Source organism: Hyphococcus sp. (assembly GCF_965267305.1).
Taxonomy (GTDB): Bacteria; Pseudomonadota; Alphaproteobacteria; order Caulobacterales; family Parvularculaceae; genus Hyphococcus.
On the sequence record NZ_OZ253945.1, the window covers coordinates 293,606 to 308,445 of the forward strand.

The window sequence follows — 14,840 nt, forward strand, 5'->3', positions numbered from 1 at the left end:
GTGGAAGACATGACTTACAAAACTCTCAAAGTTGACGTTGACGGCGACGGCATCGCCCTCGTGACGATTGATGTTCCGGGCAAGTCCATGAATGTCTGGGATGCGGACCTGATGGAGGATTTCTCCAACTGGGTCGACAGCTTCCTCGCTGACGACAAGGTCAAAGGCGCTGTCATCACTTCGGGCAAGGCGTCAGGCTTCCTCGCCGGCGCCGACCTCAACATGCTCGGCAGCGGCGGCGCAGGCCGCGGAACGCCATCAACAACGAAAGAGCAATTCGAAAGCGCGTTCACGCTGAACAGCGTCTTCCGCAAGCTCGAAACCGGCGGCCAGCCGGTGAAGGCGCTGCAGAACGGTCAGGCTTTCGCGAAGCCGGTTGCGGCGGCGGTGAACGGCCTTGCGCTTGGCGGCGGGCTCGAGATCGTGCTCGCTTGTCACCATCGCGTGGTGGCCGACAATCCGAAAATCCAGCTCGGCGTGCCCGAAGTGCAGGTGGGTCTTCTCCCCGGCGCCGGCGGCACGCAGCGCCTGCCGCGTCTCGCGGGCCTTCAGAACGCCGCCATGCTGGCGACGCAAGGAAAGCCCATCGATCCCGCGACGGCGAAAGCGCAAGGCATTGTGCAGGAAGTCGTGCCCGCCGACCAGGTCGTCGCGAAAGCCAAGGAGTGGGTGAAAGCCAATCCGAAAGTCGCCCAGCCCTGGGACAAGAAAGGCTTCAAATTTCCGGGCGGCGGCGGGGCGATGGACCCGCGCGCGGTGCAGTTCTTCATCGGCGCCAACGCCATGGCGCAGAAGGAAACGAACCACAATTACCCGGCGATCCAGTATATTCTCTCCTGCCTTTACGAAGGCTCGATCGTTCCCATGGACACGGCGATCCGCATCGAGTCGAAATACTTCCTGAAACTTCTGTCATCAGCGCAGACGCGTAACATGATCCGCACGCTCTTCATCAACAAGCAGGCGGCGGAGAAGGGCGAACAGCGCCCGAAAGACGTCCCGCCGACCGAAATCAAGAAAGTCGGCGTTCTCGGCGCCGGGATGATGGGCGCCGGCATCGCCTATGTGACGGCGAAAGGCGGCGCGGAGGTCGTGCTGCTAGACCGCGAGCTTTCCTATGCGGAAAAGGGCAAGGCCTATTCGCAGGGCATCGTCGAAAAAGGCGTCTCCAAGGGCAAGGTGACCAAAGAGAAGGGCGACGAACTCCTCGCCCGCATCAAGCCAACAGAGAATTACGACGATCTGAAAGACGTCGATCTCATCATCGAGGCGGTGTTCGAAGATCCGGACATCAAGGCCGACGTCATCAAGCGCACCGAAGCGGTCATCGGCAAGGACGTCATCTTTGCGTCCAACACGTCGACCCTGCCGATCACAGGGCTCGCCAAACATTCCGAGCGTCCTGACCAGTTCATCGGTATTCACTTCTTCTCGCCAGTCGACAAGATGCCGCTCGTCGAGATCATTCCGGGCGAGAAATCCGGCGATAAGGCGCTCGCCGCCGCGCTCGATTATGTGCGCCTCATCAAGAAGACGCCGATTGTCGTCAAGGATACGCGCGGCTTCTACACCAACCGCGTGGTGCCGCCTTACATCAACGAGTCGATGCTGTTGGTGACCGAAGGCGTCAAGCCCGCGCTGATCGAGAATGCAGCCAAATCGCTCGGCATGCCTGTGGGTCCGCTCGCGCTTTGCGACGAGACCTCGCAGGAGCTGGGGCTTCGCATCGCCAAGGCGACCGCCAAAGAGACCGGACAGGACCCGTCAGGCGAACCTGTTTACCAACTGCTTGTGAAATTTGTCGAAGATCTGGGCCGCAAGGGCCGCAAGTCGGGCGGCGGATTTTATGATTACCCGGAAGGCGGCAAGAAACATCTCTGGAAGGGGCTGCAGGAATATTATCCGCTCGCGGATGAACAGCCGAGCCTCGAAGAGGTCAAGGAGAGGTTGCTTTACGCCCAGCTTATTCCAGCGGCTCATTGTTACGCCGAAGGCGTCGTTCACGATCCGCAATCCGCCGATCTCGGCGCCATCTTCGGCTGGGGTTTCGCGCCCTGGACCGGCGGGCCCATGAGCCACATCGACACGATCGGGCTTGAGACTTTCGTGCGCAAGGCCGAAAGCCTCGCGCAGAAATATGGGAGCCGCTTCAATCCGCCGGAGAAATTCCGCGAGATGGCGAAGTCGGGCGACAAGCTTTACAAAAAAGCCGCCTGACCCGGTAATAGCTCGACAAGTTCTGATCGCCCGCGCTGCAAGGCGCGGGCGATTTCATGCCGGGCGCTGACATGACAGCGAATTTAAGTAGTTTTTTGGGAATTTTTCCGTCCGGCGCGCGTTGGCGTGGATGATCTCGAACCAACGCGCTCGCAAGTCTTTGCTGCGCTGAGCGCGGCAACCCAAAGGAAATTGTCATGAAAAAGCTTTTAGGAGCCGTTTCGATCAGTGCATTGATGCTTGCGGGTGCGGCCTGCGGCAATAGCGACAACGCCTATGAAACGGCTGAGACCGACGCTGTTGAAGAGGATGCTGACCGTACCGCCTATGCCGATAAGGAAGATGGCTACGGCACGGACGCTGATCGTTTCGAAACGGCTGATGCTGCCGATAACACGGAATCCTGGAACGAAGAGCGTTATGACAGCAGCGCTGACGCGGTGATGTCCGATACGACAGACCCGACGCTGCGTACCGCGACGCAAACGCTGACCCGCACCCGCAGCGAAATCGAAGCGCTGGCGGCGCGAGCGTTCGAAGGCGCTGACGCCAACAATGACGGCGCGTTGCAACGTGACGAATATGTGCAACTTGCGCTCGCCTCGGCTCGCGATTTCGACGCCTTTGTCACCGAGCCGGTGAATCTCATGTCGGTGAACCCGGTCGACGATCCTGTAACTGTCGGCGACGCTGAAGAAGGAACGGCCGCCGCCGACGTGATCAACGACGACGATGATGTCGCCGCCGGCGACGATATGACAAGAATGGCGGAGACCGCTGGAGCAACCCAGACGGCGATGCAGCTCAATGAGCCCTTGGGCGCTGAAAAAGAAGCGGAGATTGAAAGCTCGGCCGCGCAACTCTTCCAGCAGGCGGCGGGCGGCGATGCGGAAGTGACCGAAGCTGAACTCCGTGAGGCCTTTCTCGCGAGGTTTGAGCAAGCGGACGAGGACGGCGACGATGAACTCGACGCGTCGGAATTGCGCAAGTTCGCCGCTCTGACCCGCGGTGAAGATCAGGCGTCGACCATGAATATCGACGAGTAAAAGTTGCCTTGACTGGCGATTTCGTCAGGTCAGGCAGGAAGAGCGGCTCCGATCCCACGCTGATTGGAGCCGTTTTTTGTTGCACGCCAATGAGGGTGCGGCATGGGCGTCGCCCGCGCCGGCGATGGGGCAATCGGGGAACGCCGGGCCGCCCCCTTCCTTAACAAGCGTTCAAATCCTCTATTTATCGGGCTTCGGACGCTTGCCGCAGCGCAAAAGCGTTGCTAGGAACCCGGCCAAATCGGATTTTTCCACATAGCTCAAGGACAGACCCATGGCGCTCGAACGCACCTTCTCCATCATCAAGCCGGACGCCACGCGCCGGAACATTACCGGCAAGATCATCGCCAAGCTCGAGGAAGGCGGCCTGCGCGTCGTCGCGTCGAAGCGCATCCGCATGAGCCGCGAGCAGGCGGAAGGCTTTTATGGCGTCCACAAGGAACGCCCCTTTTTCGGCGAACTCGTTGAGTTCATGATGTCAGAGCCGGTCGTCGTCCAGGTGCTGGAAGGCGAAAACGCCATCGCGAAGAACCGCGAGATCATGGGCGCGACCAACCCGGCGGAAGCCAAGCCCGGCTCGATCCGCGCCGAATTCGCGGAATCGATCGGCGAAAACTCCGTCCACGGCTCCGACGGGCCGGACACGGCGGCGCAAGAGATCGAATTCTTCTTCTCCAAAGACGAAATCGTCGGCTAAGCCGCGCCGCGACCCGGAAATTCAAACGGCGCGCTTCACCAGAGCGCGCCGTTTTTCTTTGCCGGCGCTCTGTCAGGCCTCGCCGTGACGCTTCCGGCGGAGTGCGTTATGGTTTGACCGAGCCATGGAGGGGTCATGCGTATTCGGTCTTTCACTCTCATTTTTGCCGTCCTCATCTGGCCTCTCTCGGCCGCATGGGCGCAAGACATCTATCCGGCGCCGGTCGAAGGAGACTTCGTCATCGACGATTTCGAATTCGGCGCCGGCGACATGATGGACCTCGCCATTCATTACCGAACCATCGGGACCCTGCGCCGGGATGCAGACGGGCGCGCGGCGAACGCCGTCCTCATCATGCATGGCACCACAGGCTCCGGCGCCAGCCTCTTGCGTCCGTCCTTTGCTGACTATCTTTTCAAGAAGGGCGGCCTTCTCGATGCGGAGGACTATTTCATCATTCTTCCTGACGGAATCGGCCATGGCGACTCGTCAAAGCCCTCCGACGGCATGCGAATGGATTTTCCGAAATACGATTACGACGACATGGTCCGCGCCCAGCATGCGCTTTTGACGGACGGGCTCGGCGTCGATCATCTGCGGCTCGTCATGGGGACATCCATGGGCGGCATGCACACATGGGTCTGGGCGTATATGTATCCGGATTTCATGGACGCCGCGATGCCGCTCGCGAGCCTTCCGGTGGAGATCGCGGGCCGCAACCGCATGCAGCGCAAGATGGTGATCGACGCGATCATGGACGATCCTGAATGGAACGGCGGAAACTACAAAAATAAGCCTATGCGCGGCATGAAGGCGGCGATGTATCCGCTGATCTTCATGGTCTCGAGCCCGCTGCAATACCAAAAACAGGCGCCGACGCGAGAGGAAGCCGAGGCGTTTCTCGATCAGCTTGTCGAGCGCTACACAAGCGCGCTCGATCCCAACGATACGATTTACGCCTTCGACGCCTCACGCAATTACAACCCTCAGCCGCATCTCGGCGACATCAAGACAAAGCTTGTGGCTGTTAATTCCGCCGACGATCAGGTCAATCCGCCGGAGCTTAACATCCTTGAAACCGAGATCGAGAAAGTCCCGAATGGCGAGGCGGTGTTCCTGCCGATCACGGATGAAACGCGCGGGCACGGCACCCACACGATTGCAGAAATCTGGGCGCCGTATCTCGAGCAACTGCTTGAGGCGACGGATTAGCGGCCATGGCCGTTGTTGCGATTGCGTATTCCACGACGGCGGCGTGACTGGCGGATGGCCGCGCCATAATTTCGCCAGGAGCAAACCGGGAGGACATCATGAAGAAAACAGCAGCAGCGATGATCATGGCGATGTCGTTATGTGGAGGCGCGCTCGCCCAGGAGGTCGAGCCGCCAAAGAGCTGCGATTATGGCGCGCCGCATCCCTCAGCGCCCGAAGAACTATCGCAATTTGCGTTTCTCATCGGCGATTACAAGATAACGCTTCACGCATGGCAGGGCGATCAGTGGTCGCCGCCGCAGCCCGGTGTTACGGCCCGCTGGAACGGCTATTACGGCCTTGGCGGCATGGCCATTGTCGACGAATGGTTTCATCCGGATCCGGCGCAACAGGCGGACAGCCCGCGCGGCATTAATGTGCGCATGTACGATCCGGAAGCGGAGGAATGGGACATGATGTGGGTCGCCACCGGCGCCCATCAGGTGCAGGACCTTCGGGCCAAAGTTCTCGATGGCGTTCTCACCATGTGGCAGGTGTATCCGGAACGCCCCGATTTTCGCGCCGAGTTCGAGATCGCCGATTCCGATCACTGGGCGCGCATCGCTTATTCGAAGGGTGAGGACGGCGAATGGGTGAAGACGTTCAAGCTCGCGGCGGCCCGTATTCCTTGCGCGAAGTAATTGATTTAGGTCAATAGACCGGGGGATCGCCGGCATTAGCCTGAGGGGATACTGGGAGACCGCGCCATGAACAAAGACATAAAAATCGAACAGCACAGCGGATTGGGCGCGTTGTGGTTTATCGGCTGGCTGTTTTCCATCGGGTTTTTGAAGCTTGGTTTCTGGAAAGGGTTTCTGGCGTTTTTCATCTGGCCGTATTTCATTGGCGCGCATCTCGCCGATCATCCTGTCAGCGCGCCGGCTGCGGTAGAAGCGCCCGGAGAACAAGAGTAGCGCCGCCATGACGGGTAATCTGATTATCGACTCGCTGATTTCTCTCGCCGCCATCGCCTTCATGGTCGCGCTGGCGTGGTTCGTCTTTCGCGCCCCGCCGGCGCCGGTGACCGAAGACGCGGCGGCGGAGCGGCTCGCCTTCGACGAGCCGGATTTCCGGCCGGTCGCCTGGCTCGTGGACCGGGACGGGCGGGCGGCGATCGCAGAGGGCGCAGGCGGCGATGTGGCGATCGTCTCGCGATTGGGGATCGATCTCGTGACGCGGCGCTTTCCGGCGGCGGCGGTGAGGGCGGAGGCGGGTGACGGCGCGTTAACGATACGGCCCGCCGATCCCGGCTCCCGGCGGCTGGTGATCGCCGCGGACGGCGCTGCGGAATGGGCTCGCAAACTCGGGCGGGCAGAGGCAAAATAGGCCCATGGAGTTCAACTACCCGGATATTATCGGCTACGCGGTGCCGGCGTTCCTGATCCTGGTGATCATCGAGATCATCGGCGCTCGCCTGACCGGGCGCGGACGCTACGAAGCGCGGGATTCAGCCGCGAGCCTTCTCATGGGCTTCGGCAGCCAGATCGCGCCCTTGTTCGGCGGTCTTTTCGTCATCGGCGTCGTGTTCGTCGCCGCTTATGAACTGACGCCGTTCAAAATTCCCAACACCTGGTGGACGGTGCTGCTCTGCCTCGTGCTTGACGATCTGCGTTACTACTGGTGGCATCGCATCAGCCATGAACGCCGCTGGTTCTGGGCGAGCCATGTCATTCATCACTCATCGCAGCATTACAATCTGACGACCGCGCTGCGTCAGACCTGGACCGGCAATATTCTGGGCTCGCTGCTCTTCAAGACGCCGCTGGTGCTGATGGGATTTCATCCGGCCATGGTCGCGTTCGCCAGCGCGATCAGCCTTCTCTATCAGTTCTGGATTCACACCGAGCTCATCGGCCGCATGGGCCCCTTCGAATGGGTCTTCAACACGCCGAGTCATCACCGGGTGCATCACGCCACCAATCCGAAATATCTTGACGCCAATTACGCGGGCATCCTGATCATCTGGGACCGGATGTTCGGCACCTTCATACCGGAAGACGATGCGGAAAAGCCGCGTTACGGCATCATCAAGAATCTCGGCACGTTCAATCCGCTGGTGATCTCCTTCCATGAATGGATCGGCATCGCGAAGGATGTGCGGAATGCAAAGTCCCTGAAGGAAGTCGCAGGCTACACATTCGGCCCGCCGGGCTGGTCGCCGGACGGCTCGCGCCTGACATCTAAAATGATCAAGGAGCGGTGGACCCGGATCCATGGCGAGCCGCCAGTTGCATCCCAACCTCGCGCAGAGCCAGCGGCGCAGCCTGCCGAATAGCCCTTTCGTTAGACTTATTTCAGCAGTTCAATGTCGGCGCTGTTCGGCCACATGGAAAAATGCGTGTGGACGCATTTCCAATCGTCGCCCTTTGTCTCGCGCGTTAAAATGATCGTTGCGCGGCCTTCGCGGGCTCTGTCGCCGCCGCTCTCATCTTTACCCGTGGAGGCCCACAGCGCCTGAACGGCCGCCTGCAAACCATCTGGCGAAAGGCGCGCAGTGACCTTGTCCCAGTCGAAATCGTAGCCGGTCGTATTGGCCCAGACGCGGGTCCATTGGCGTTCGATGAGATCGTCGAGGCCGTCTGTCATCAGGGTGATGGTGCCGAAACCGGACACGTCTTCGGCGAACAGGGAGCGGCCCGCATCGAGATCGTTTTCCCTGATCGCGGCAGCCCAGGCCTTTAGCCAGTTAATCACGCTCGATTTATCTTCGGTGCTGCCGGTCACGATTCGTCACACTCACAATTGCCGTCTCAACCTGTAAAGCAACTCATCCCGCGGCCATGCAAGCCTCGTGCAAGGATTTGCGTCCGCAAGGTCTGCAAGAGCGTCGACAATGCGCTGTTGTACGGGGTTGATATAGGGCTGTCTTTCCGGCGCGACATTCTGTGGAACGGCGCTGTTCGGATTGGTGTTGATCTCGAACACATGAAGGCCCCCATCCTGGCGCACGCCATAGTCGATGCGCCCGTAATCGATCCCTGCAATGTCGAAGATCCGGGCGATTTCGGCTTCATGCGGACTGGACATGACAAACTCGCGCTCGCGTTCGACGAGGTCGGGACGTTCGGCGACAAGGCCGGGTTTCGGATATTTGACGAACCATTCCGGGTTCCAGAAGGAATGCGCCGGGCTCAGCATGCCGCCCGCCTTGTAATAGGCCAGCTTGCGGTACATGCCTGTGTCGTCGCGCGTGTCTTCGAACTCGACGGCGATCTTGCCGAAGAGCGGAACGCCCGCTTCTGCGAGCCTCGTGATTTCAGCGGTCAGGTCGTCGCGCGAGTGAAGGAGGCGCGGCGTCTCCGGGTTCAGATGATGCCCGGCTTCGTCGCGGATGAAACAGGGAAACCGGACGGCTTCGATCGTGTAGGGGTCGTCGAGACGGTGAATGTCTTTCTGGTTCATTCCCAGCTTGTAGAGTTTTTTCAGAAGCTCGTAGCGGCGCAATGGCTTTGGCGGCGCGTTGAGGATGACGGGCGCCTGCGGCAGCGACCGCCATTGCCGGACAATGGCGATGACGCGCGCCTCATAATCCGGCGTCATGCGCTCGACATCGCAGATTACAACCACCGACGCCCGGAACGACGAGCTGATGGCGAGGCGCGGATAATCGATCACCCCGATAACGCCGCGGTCATCAAGACAGCGCAGCCCGTTGAGCGTGGTGCGGCCGGCGCGGGCGGTGAGGAATACAGCGCCGCCGTCCCTGCCATAAGTCATTTTCAGGAAGGAAGGCAGCATCATGATGAAGGTCTGTTCGCCTTGAGGTTGCGCCCGCACCCTCGATCTCTCTGGCGAGGGAGCTTTTGGGCCTAATTAGGGCTGAAATCTTAACATAAGGCCGCATTAAGGCGCAGGCGCCCAAGAGAAATCACCTTTGCACCCCTAATCCGTCCAGATCGGCGCTTACTCCTGAGGATGAGAGACGAAGGAGAGGACGCCATGCCCGCCACCATCTTCATGAACGCCGTCACCGCCGCTTTTGCGAGCGTCGCTGTCGCCGCCGCCTCCTTTGCAGGGCTGAAGCCCGGCGGGGCCTATGATGATGGCGTCTTGACTGCGCTTTCACGCGCCGATGCAGCGTCTCATGCGCTAGCGACGTTCATGCGCGCCGACCGCAATGGCGACGATGCGCTTGACGTCAACGAATTTGCGGCGCTGACCGTCGTTACGGCGGAGCTCGCCAATCTTAATGGATTTGTTTCGGTGGAAAACGGCGAAGGCGTCAAAACCATCGCGCTGCCCGTCGCCGCGCCCGTCGCGCTCGGCGATGCGGAGCAGACGCGCATCGACGCAGTCGCTCGCCACACCTTCTACGCCTTTGCAGGCGCGGACGGCAAAATGCAGCAGGGGGAGTATCTGGGTCTGCAACAGGCGATTTTCGCTTCGTCGGACCTCAATGCGAACGGTGCGCTCACCAGCGCCGAACTGTCGCTTTTTGCACAGCGTCAGGCCTTCTTACGCCCCGAAGCCTGACGTCCTCCGGCGGCCGCTGTCCGTTTTGCCCTAGACGGACAGCGGCCAACCGGCCGCTTCCTTCATGCTCGATAAAACGAAATGGGACGATGAGTCCTTTACGCCCGGCAGGCGCACAAGTTTTTTGAGCGCAACTTCGGCGAAGCTTTCCATGTCTTTCGCTACGACCTGCAAGATGTAGTCGCCCCCGCCCGAGACCGCCGAACAGGAGACCACCTCGTCGAGGAGGTTCACCTGTTTCTCAAAAGCTTCGAGATGCTCCTCGGCGTGAGAGTCGAGCTTCACAAAGACATAGGCGAGGAGGGTGAGCCCCGCCGCGGCGCGGTCCACCTTCGCCCCATAGCCTTTGATAACGCCGCAGGCTTCGAGCGCCTTCACCCGGCGGTGAGCGGCGGAAACCGACAGACCGACCGCATCGGCGATTTCGGCGTTTGTGAGCCGCCCATCACGCTGCAACAGCGTCAGGATTTTCTTGTCTGTTTCGTCAATCACAGGAAATTTTCCGGTTTTTTACGAGAATATGGGAAAATATGTCAAATTTCTCTTATTTTCCATGAAATCTGGCAAGAAATTCCAGCGATATTCCCTATGTTGCAACCTATGGGCGATATGACTGCATCCGCCGCACCGGCGCCGAAAAATCCCTTCGCTGCGAACACCAGCCATGCGCTGCGCGGCGATTATGGCCGCATGCGCCCTGATTACACAGTGGATCAGCCTTACGAGCGCTATACGGAAGCCGAACAGGCGCGCTGGCGGTTCCTCTATGACCGCCAGAAGAAATTGCTCTCCGGCTATGCGGCGCAGGAATATATAGACGGTCTTGAAAAACTGAACGCCGGTGGCGCGGTCCCCCGCCTCGAGGACGCCAACAAGGTTCTGGGCGACGCAACCGGCTGGCAATTGATCGCGGTGCCGGGCCTCATCCCCGATGACGTCTTCTTCGACCATCTCGCCAATTGCCGGTTTCCGGTCGCGTGGTGGATGCGCGAAGAACATGAACTCGATTATCTCGTGGAGCCGGACATTTTCCACGACTTCTTCGGACATGTGCCGCTGCTCTCCAATCCGGTGTTTGCGGAATATATGCGCAAATACGGCCTCGGCGGGCCGAAGGCGATCGAGCATGGCGCGCAGAAAATGCTGGCGCGGCTCTATTGGTACATCGTCGAATTCGGCCTCATCAATACGAAGGACGGACTGCGCGCCTTTGGCGCCGGGATGCTGTCGTCGAAAGAAGAGACGATCTACTCGGTGGAAAGTCCGAAGCCGAACCGCGTCGCGTTCGATCTCGAGCGTGTGTTGAACACGGCCTATATGGTCGATGATTTCCAGAAAACCTATTTCGTCATCGACAGTTTCGAGCAGCTTTTCGAAATCTGCGACTGCGATTTCACGCCGTTCTACAAGCGCGGCGCAGGCAGGGAGTCGGTCAATCCGGAAAAATTGCTGCCTTCCGACAAGGTCATCACCAAAGGCCGGTTCTAGCTTGCGGCGCCAAGTTGCGACTTAAGGGCCGCTAGGCGGCGTTCCAAATTTCGGATAGGCATCGCTTATGGCGATCACGGTAGACACCTGGCGGCTTAATCCGGCGCTCGATCTTGCAAAATACGCTGAGATCTACGCGAGGCGCGGCATCGTCCAGATTCCAGATGTTCTGACGGCTGATTCAGCCGCAGCCCTTAATGCGATCCTGTCGGGCCCCGTGCCCTGGCGCTTGCTGGCGACCGACTCGAATGACAAGCCCGTTCATTTCACGCAGGCTGAGCTTTCCGCCATGCCGCGGGAACAACGGGACGCATTTTTCCGGGATGTCATGGCGCGCGCCCGCCAGAACCGCGGATTTTTCTATCATACCTACCCGCTGATCGAAGCCTATATGAAAGGCTGGGATCCCGGTCATCCGCTGCATACCATCACCGAGTTTGTAAACAGCGCTGACTGGCTTGGTCTTGGACGTCGTGTGACCGGCGTGCAGCAGATCACCAAGGCGGATGCGCATGCGACCGCGTACAGTGCAACTCATTTTCTGACGCGCCACCTCGATTATGGCGACGACCGCGAACGCCGCGCCGCCTATGTGCTTGGCATGACCAAAGACTGGCAGCCGGATTGGGGCGGGCTGCTTTTATTCCTTAACGACAAGCAGGACATCACCGAAGGCTATCTGCCGCGCTTTAATGTGCTGACGATCTTCGACATCAAATATCTTCACACGGTGACGCAAGTTTCGAGTTTCGCCGGCGGCGTGCGCCGCGCGGTCACCGGCTGGTTCCGCGACGATCCGATACCCGGACGGCGCTAGGTCAGATCGTGTTTTCTGACAAGGCCGCGCATCTGGTCATAGGTGAGCGACAGCGCTTCGGCCGCCTGTTTCTGGTTGCCGCCATGGGCGGCGAGGGCCTCTGAAACCAGCGTTTTTTCGACTTCGTTGAGATGCGCCCGCAGATCGTACCGGGCGCCGGAGACAGGGGGTGAAAGCGCGGGCGCCTCGGGTTTAGGAGACGCGCTTGCGCCGAAAGGACCGAACGCCGCCTCGAACGGATCGAGCACGACCTCGTCGATCAGACCCTTGCCGTCGAGCTCCGCCCAGTGAAACACGGCGCGCTCCGCTGCATTTTTCAGTTCACGGACGTTTCCCGGCCATGAGTGATTTTTTAGCGCCATTGCGGCTTCGGCTGAGAAGCCGGGGAAGCTGAGATTTAGCTCCGTAGCGACGGCGCTGGCGAAATGCGCCGCCAGCAGCATGATGTCGTCTTGACGCTTCCGGAGTGGCGGCGCCGCCACAACATCAAATGCGAGCCGGTCGAGAAGATCGGCGCGGAACTCGCCGTCTTCCGCCTTGATGCGCAAGTCCGTATTGGCGGCGGCGATGACGCGCACATCGGCGATGCGCGTTTGCTCGCCGCCGATGCGTTCATATTCGCCATATTCGATGACGCGCAGAAGCTTCTCCTGAACGCGGAGCGAGGCGGATGCGATTTCGTCGAGGAAGAGCGTGCCGCCTTCGGCGCGCTCGAACCGGCCCAGATGACGCTTGGTGGCGCCGGTGAAAGCGCCCGCCTCATGACCGAAAAGCTCGCTTTCCAACAGCGTCTCGTTCATCGCGGCGCAGTTGACCTTCACAAGCGGTCCGCCCCAGCGCCCGGACAGGAAGTGAATCCGCGCCGCCAGAAGCTCCTTGCCCGAGCCGCGCTCGCCCATGACCAGCACCGGCCGGTCGACCGCCGCGATGCGCGAGGCGTGATCCAGCGCATCGAGGAAGGCGCGGGACTGGCCGATCAGTTCTGGGGGCGAGGGTTGAGCTGTCATAGGTAAAAAATACCATCATAATGCGGTTAAAGATACCTGTACCATGGTAAGAAATACCTGAAAATCTTACTGCCTGGCAGACGGAAAAGTATATTATCTAGTAAAAACAATACATTACAAAGTTAACGCCGAGTTGGCACGGCTTTCGCAATAAGGTGAGCAGACGGGGTTAATCAGGCCCAAAGGGCCAACTGCTGAGGAGACCGAGATGAGCCGATACTCAAGATACGAAGACCGCGATTGGGAGCACCGCGTCAATTACGCGCTGCGCGGCCGCGCCGGCTTCGCCTGGGGCGCGTTCTTCCTTGGTTTCATCCTTGGCGGCATCATTTTTTAGGAGATCGAGACATGGGCGTTTTTTCCCGACTGAGCGACATCATCAATTCCAACATCAACTCCATGCTCGATAAGGCCGAAGACCCGGAGAAGGTCGTGCGCCTGATAATCCAGGAAATGGAGGACACCCTCGTCGAGGTCCGCTCCAACGCGGCCCGGGCGCTGGCGGACCGCAAGGAAGTCACCCGCAAGAAGGACGAATTTGCGCGCCGCGCCGGCGAGTGGGAGTCGAAGGCCGAACTCGCCATCGCCAAGGGCCGTGAAGACCTCGCGCGTGGCGCCGTGGCGGCGAAGCGCAAGGCCGAGGAAATGATCGGTCTTCTCGACAGCGAACTCAAAGCCATCGACGACACGGTCAACAAAACCAATGAAGACCTCGAGCGGCTTCAGGCCAAGCTGAAAGAGGCGCGCGCCAAACAGCGCTCCCTCGAAATCCGCCGCCATGCGGCCTCCGACAGCGTCCGTGTCAGCCGCCAGGTCAATGACGGCCGCATCGAAGAGGCGCTGGCAAAATTCGACCGCTATGAGCGCCGGATCGATGAGTTGGAGGCGGAAGCGGAAAGCTGGTCGCTGGGCCGTCCGCGCACGTTGGAGCAGGAATTCGCTGAGCTGGAAGCCGAGGATGCGGTCACCGCGGACCTCGAAGCCTTGAAAAAGCGGGTTGCAAGCCGCACTTCCACATCAGGGCAAAATTAAGGCAGAGGGAAAGGGGCTTCCGCAATGAACGAATATTTCATGGCCATAGCGATCGTCGCGATCATCTTTGTGGCCTGTCCGGCGGTGTTCATGCACTACCAGGCGGAGCTCAGAAAGACGAAGTCGATCTCCACCGACGATGAGCGTCTTGTCGACGATCTCTGGAAGACCGCGCAGCGCCTTGAGCGCCGGGTGGACGCCCTCGAGACCATTCTCGACAAGGAAGCGCCGGACTGGCGCAAGGATTATCCGGAGCGTCCCCATGCCTGATTATCATCACCATCACCACCATCATCACTGGCGCGACAAGGACAGCTACGCCTATCGCGCCGGGCAGCCGGGGCCGGGCCCGAATTTCCACCGCCTGCGGAGGAATACGCGGCGCGGGAAGATCGCGGGCGTCTGCGCAGGCTTTGCCGAATATTTCGGCTGGAACCTCAAATGGGTCCGTGTGCTGATGATCCTGGCGACGATTTTCTTCTTCCCGATGCCGGCGGTCGCTTATCTCGCTGCGGCGATCTTTATGAAACCTGATACGGATCTTCCGCCGCAGACGGAGTTTCGCGATCCGGAAACCGAACGCTTCTGGCGCACTTTTTCAACGCGCCCGAAGGCGACGTTTTCCGAACTCAAGCACCGGTTTCGCGCGCTCGACATGCGCATCGCCGATCTTGAACACGCCGTGACGTCGAGCGAGTACGGCCTCAGGAAAGCCTTCCGCGACCTCGAACGCGGCGCCTGAACCAAAAGAGAGAAGAGAACGATTTAGGGGATGCCCGCGAAGCGGGCGGAACGGGGGACGTGCGTTCAAG

The 14,840-nt window shown here is 60.0% G+C and carries 19 protein-coding genes; 15 read left to right on the forward strand and 4 right to left on the reverse strand.

All coding sequences use genetic code 11. The features are described 5' to 3' along the window. The first annotated feature begins 9 nt into the window (after positions 1-9). From ACQY5P_RS01375 to ACQY5P_RS01410, 8 genes are all read left to right on the forward strand, one after another. A complete protein-coding gene (locus tag ACQY5P_RS01375; protein ID WP_428409048.1) occupies positions 10-2,217 on the forward strand; it encodes a 3-hydroxyacyl-CoA dehydrogenase NAD-binding domain-containing protein in 2,208 nt (735 codons plus the stop codon). 197 nt (positions 2,218-2,414) lie between these two features. After that, the gene (locus tag ACQY5P_RS01380; protein WP_428409049.1) at positions 2,415-3,263 is read left to right on the forward strand and encodes a hypothetical protein; all 849 of its coding nucleotides are present in this window, start codon (positions 2,415-2,417) and stop codon (positions 3,261-3,263) included. A 274-nt stretch (positions 3,264-3,537) separates the two neighbouring features. Then, positions 3,538-3,960, forward strand: a complete 423-nt coding sequence (gene ndk / locus ACQY5P_RS01385; RefSeq protein ID WP_428409050.1) for a nucleoside-diphosphate kinase — start codon at positions 3,538-3,540, stop codon at positions 3,958-3,960. Between the two features lie 135 nt (positions 3,961-4,095). Beyond that, positions 4,096-5,172 (forward strand): alpha/beta fold hydrolase, encoded by a 1,077-nt coding sequence (locus ACQY5P_RS01390; protein WP_428409051.1) that lies wholly within the window; start codon positions 4,096-4,098, stop codon positions 5,170-5,172. 98 nt (positions 5,173-5,270) lie between these two features. Next, the gene (locus ACQY5P_RS01395) at positions 5,271-5,852 is read left to right on the forward strand and encodes a hypothetical protein (protein WP_428409052.1); all 582 of its coding nucleotides are present in this window, start codon (positions 5,271-5,273) and stop codon (positions 5,850-5,852) included. A gap of 66 nt (positions 5,853-5,918) precedes the next feature. After that, a complete protein-coding gene (locus tag ACQY5P_RS01400; RefSeq protein WP_428409053.1) occupies positions 5,919-6,125 on the forward strand; it encodes a hypothetical protein in 207 nt (68 codons plus the stop codon). A 7-nt stretch (positions 6,126-6,132) separates the two neighbouring features. Next, the gene (locus ACQY5P_RS01405) at positions 6,133-6,537 is read left to right on the forward strand and encodes a hypothetical protein (RefSeq protein ID WP_428409054.1); all 405 of its coding nucleotides are present in this window, start codon (positions 6,133-6,135) and stop codon (positions 6,535-6,537) included. Between the two features lie 4 nt (positions 6,538-6,541). After that, positions 6,542-7,486: a sterol desaturase family protein gene (locus ACQY5P_RS01410; protein ID WP_428409055.1), complete on the forward strand. Its 945-nt coding sequence runs from the start codon at positions 6,542-6,544 to the stop codon at positions 7,484-7,486. Between the two features lie 14 nt (positions 7,487-7,500). On the opposite strand, the gene ACQY5P_RS01415 is transcribed toward ACQY5P_RS01410, so the two are convergent. Then, positions 7,501-7,935 (reverse strand): YybH family protein, encoded by a 435-nt coding sequence (locus ACQY5P_RS01415; RefSeq protein ID WP_428409056.1) that lies wholly within the window; start codon positions 7,933-7,935, stop codon positions 7,501-7,503. 12 nt (positions 7,936-7,947) lie between these two features. Continuing rightward, complete coding sequence (locus ACQY5P_RS01420; protein WP_428409057.1) at positions 7,948-8,988, reverse strand: hypothetical protein; 1,041 nt, start codon at positions 8,986-8,988, stop codon at positions 7,948-7,950. A 162-nt stretch (positions 8,989-9,150) separates the two neighbouring features. Between ACQY5P_RS01420 and ACQY5P_RS01425 the strand changes: the two genes are divergently transcribed. Beyond that, positions 9,151-9,684 (forward strand): hypothetical protein, encoded by a 534-nt coding sequence (locus ACQY5P_RS01425; RefSeq protein WP_428409058.1) that lies wholly within the window; start codon positions 9,151-9,153, stop codon positions 9,682-9,684. 30 nt (positions 9,685-9,714) lie between these two features. Here ACQY5P_RS01425 and ACQY5P_RS01430 read toward each other — a convergent pair whose 3' ends face one another. After that, positions 9,715-10,176 (reverse strand): Lrp/AsnC family transcriptional regulator, encoded by a 462-nt coding sequence (locus ACQY5P_RS01430; protein WP_428409059.1) that lies wholly within the window; start codon positions 10,174-10,176, stop codon positions 9,715-9,717. A gap of 96 nt (positions 10,177-10,272) precedes the next feature. Here ACQY5P_RS01430 and phhA point away from each other — a divergent pair, with 96 nt between their 5' ends. Then, positions 10,273-11,172, forward strand: a complete 900-nt coding sequence (gene phhA, locus ACQY5P_RS01435) for a phenylalanine 4-monooxygenase (RefSeq protein WP_428409060.1) — start codon at positions 10,273-10,275, stop codon at positions 11,170-11,172. A gap of 67 nt (positions 11,173-11,239) precedes the next feature. Continuing rightward, positions 11,240-11,989 carry a 2OG-Fe(II) oxygenase gene (locus tag ACQY5P_RS01440; protein ID WP_428409061.1) on the forward strand — a complete coding sequence of 250 codons (750 nt, stop codon included), beginning with the start codon at positions 11,240-11,242 and terminating at the stop codon, positions 11,987-11,989. On the opposite strand, the gene pspF is transcribed toward ACQY5P_RS01440, so the two are convergent. Beyond that, the gene (gene pspF / locus ACQY5P_RS01445) at positions 11,986-12,996 is read right to left on the reverse strand and encodes a phage shock protein operon transcriptional activator (RefSeq protein ID WP_428409062.1); all 1,011 of its coding nucleotides are present in this window, start codon (positions 12,994-12,996) and stop codon (positions 11,986-11,988) included. The two genes, ACQY5P_RS01440 and pspF, sit on opposite strands and share 4 nt — an antisense overlap. Before the next feature lie 208 nt (positions 12,997-13,204). Here pspF and ACQY5P_RS01450 point away from each other — a divergent pair, with 208 nt between their 5' ends. Genes ACQY5P_RS01450 through pspC form a run of 4 tightly spaced genes read left to right on the forward strand, consistent with a single transcriptional unit; the run spans position 13,205 to position 14,770 of the window. Next, positions 13,205-13,333 carry a hypothetical protein gene (locus tag ACQY5P_RS01450; RefSeq protein ID WP_428409063.1) on the forward strand — a complete coding sequence of 43 codons (129 nt, stop codon included), beginning with the start codon at positions 13,205-13,207 and terminating at the stop codon, positions 13,331-13,333. Between the two features lie 11 nt (positions 13,334-13,344). Next, the gene (pspA, locus tag ACQY5P_RS01455; protein WP_428409064.1) at positions 13,345-14,028 is read left to right on the forward strand and encodes a phage shock protein PspA; all 684 of its coding nucleotides are present in this window, start codon (positions 13,345-13,347) and stop codon (positions 14,026-14,028) included. 24 nt (positions 14,029-14,052) lie between these two features. Beyond that, entirely contained in the window at positions 14,053-14,298 is a 246-nt protein-coding gene (gene pspB / locus ACQY5P_RS01460) for an envelope stress response membrane protein PspB (protein WP_428409065.1), read from the forward strand. After that, the gene (gene pspC, locus ACQY5P_RS01465; protein ID WP_428409066.1) at positions 14,291-14,770 is read left to right on the forward strand and encodes an envelope stress response membrane protein PspC; all 480 of its coding nucleotides are present in this window, start codon (positions 14,291-14,293) and stop codon (positions 14,768-14,770) included. Before pspB ends, pspC begins: the two co-directional genes overlap by 8 nt. Positions 14,771-14,840: the final 70 nt, after the last annotated feature.

Coding starts and splice junctions, on each gene's coding strand:
- ACQY5P_RS01375 (WP_428409048.1), top strand. CDS start 10: ATGACTTACAAAACTCTCAAAGTTGACGTTGACGGCGACGGCATCGCC.
- ACQY5P_RS01380 (WP_428409049.1), top strand. CDS start 2,415: ATGAAAAAGCTTTTAGGAGCCGTTTCGATCAGTGCATTGATGCTTGCG.
- ndk (WP_428409050.1), top strand. CDS start 3,538: ATGGCGCTCGAACGCACCTTCTCCATCATCAAGCCGGACGCCACGCGC.
- ACQY5P_RS01390 (WP_428409051.1), top strand. CDS start 4,096: ATGCGTATTCGGTCTTTCACTCTCATTTTTGCCGTCCTCATCTGGCCT.
- ACQY5P_RS01395 (WP_428409052.1), top strand. CDS start 5,271: ATGAAGAAAACAGCAGCAGCGATGATCATGGCGATGTCGTTATGTGGA.
- ACQY5P_RS01400 (WP_428409053.1), top strand. CDS start 5,919: ATGAACAAAGACATAAAAATCGAACAGCACAGCGGATTGGGCGCGTTG.
- ACQY5P_RS01405 (WP_428409054.1), top strand. CDS start 6,133: ATGACGGGTAATCTGATTATCGACTCGCTGATTTCTCTCGCCGCCATC.
- ACQY5P_RS01410 (WP_428409055.1), top strand. CDS start 6,542: ATGGAGTTCAACTACCCGGATATTATCGGCTACGCGGTGCCGGCGTTC.
- ACQY5P_RS01425 (WP_428409058.1), top strand. CDS start 9,151: ATGCCCGCCACCATCTTCATGAACGCCGTCACCGCCGCTTTTGCGAGC.
- phhA (WP_428409060.1), top strand. CDS start 10,273: ATGTTGCAACCTATGGGCGATATGACTGCATCCGCCGCACCGGCGCCG.
- ACQY5P_RS01440 (WP_428409061.1), top strand. CDS start 11,240: ATGGCGATCACGGTAGACACCTGGCGGCTTAATCCGGCGCTCGATCTT.
- pspF (WP_428409062.1), bottom strand. CDS start 12,996: ATGACAGCTCAACCCTCGCCCCCAGAACTGATCGGCCAGTCCCGCGCC.
- ACQY5P_RS01450 (WP_428409063.1), top strand. CDS start 13,205: ATGAGCCGATACTCAAGATACGAAGACCGCGATTGGGAGCACCGCGTC.
- pspA (WP_428409064.1), top strand. CDS start 13,345: ATGGGCGTTTTTTCCCGACTGAGCGACATCATCAATTCCAACATCAAC.
- pspB (WP_428409065.1), top strand. CDS start 14,053: ATGAACGAATATTTCATGGCCATAGCGATCGTCGCGATCATCTTTGTG.
- pspC (WP_428409066.1), top strand. CDS start 14,291: ATGCCTGATTATCATCACCATCACCACCATCATCACTGGCGCGACAAG.